We start from the raw sequence: 1004 nt of genomic DNA on the forward strand, positions 1-1004 counted from the left end.
TGATTAGAGGCTGGCCTTGGTCGACTACAGTGTCGTTTTCAGTTGCGTTGTCAGAAGTCTTACTCATGTCTTTACTATGCTTAGCTTATTACGGAGGCCATGTTATGACTGCTTAGGCTTGTCGTTTTGCGTATTGCTTTGAAGGTCTTTTGACGAATCAGGCTCTTTTGGTGCCTGAAACAGCTTGTCATACTCATCTCTTGGTAAGGGCTCGAACTCTTCAGCTTCTTTGAGGGCGTCTTTAACGGTATTCTGGATCATTTCGACATCTTCATTAATGTCCAAACTCTCGCCCTGCTTTTTAAGCTCGCTTTTTAGGTCTTCGAGTTCTATCTGGCGATTTATTTCCTGAGTGAACTGGCTGGTCATGCGGCGTGCTTTGCCAAACCAGCGACCCAGAGTTCTAGCGGCAACGGGCAGGCGCTCGGGTCCTAAAACCAATAGGCCGATGATAGCGATTAAGACGAGCTCTAAAAAACCAACGTCAAACATAGTATTCGATAGCTAGTGCCTGATCAGGGTTACTTTTGTTGCTCTTTATCATTGCTTTCGACTTTTTCAGCTTTGCCTTCGATGATGTCGCTGTCTTTCTTTTCTACAGCGGCTTTCTCATCATCTTTTATGGCTTTTTTAAAGCCTTTTACGGCGCCACCCAAGTCTCCGCCCATATTGCGTAGTTTCTTGGTGCCGAAAATAAGTGCTACGATCAATAATATAATCAGTAGCTGCATTGGACTGATACCCATAACCTTCTCCTATTTCTGTTTACGAGATGCTTTTTCTTCAAGGCCTGATAAGTCAAAACGACGCTCAAGTTCTTGAAGGATGTCCTTAGCTTCGAGGTCCAGGTGTGAAAGCATTACCAGGCTGTGAAACCATAAATCAGCGGTTTCATAGACTAAGGCTTTCTTACCTTCGTCATCCTGAGCATCTTTGGCTGCAAGAATTGCTTCGGTGCACTCTTCACCGACCTTTTCCAATATTTTATTTAAGCCTTTGGCGTG

At 44.4% G+C, this 1004-nt stretch carries 3 protein-coding genes; all 3 read right to left on the minus strand.

Features of this window, described 5'->3' with window-relative positions:
* Positions 1–102: 102 nt before the first annotated feature.
* Entirely contained in the window at positions 103–492 is a 390-nt protein-coding gene (gene tatB / locus A3763_RS02370) for a Sec-independent protein translocase protein TatB (protein WP_068512008.1), read from the minus strand.
* A gap of 29 nt (positions 493–521) precedes the next feature.
* Entirely contained in the window at positions 522–746 is a 225-nt protein-coding gene (tatA, locus tag A3763_RS02375; RefSeq protein ID WP_068512005.1) for a twin-arginine translocase TatA/TatE family subunit, read from the minus strand.
* Positions 747–755: 9 nt separating this feature from the next.
* Positions 756–1004: phosphoribosyl-ATP diphosphatase (locus tag A3763_RS02380; RefSeq protein WP_068759856.1), on the minus strand; the 249-nt coding region annotated here is incomplete at its 5' end.

Source organism: Oleiphilus sp. HI0128, from assembly GCF_001635365.1.

Excerpts from the sequence above, each read along its gene's own strand:
- tatA (WP_068512005.1), bottom strand. The coding sequence starts at position 746 with ATGGGTATCAGTCCAATGCAGCTACTGATTATATTATTGATCGTAGCA.
- tatB (WP_068512008.1), bottom strand. The coding sequence starts at position 492 with ATGTTTGACGTTGGTTTTTTAGAGCTCGTCTTAATCGCTATCATCGGC.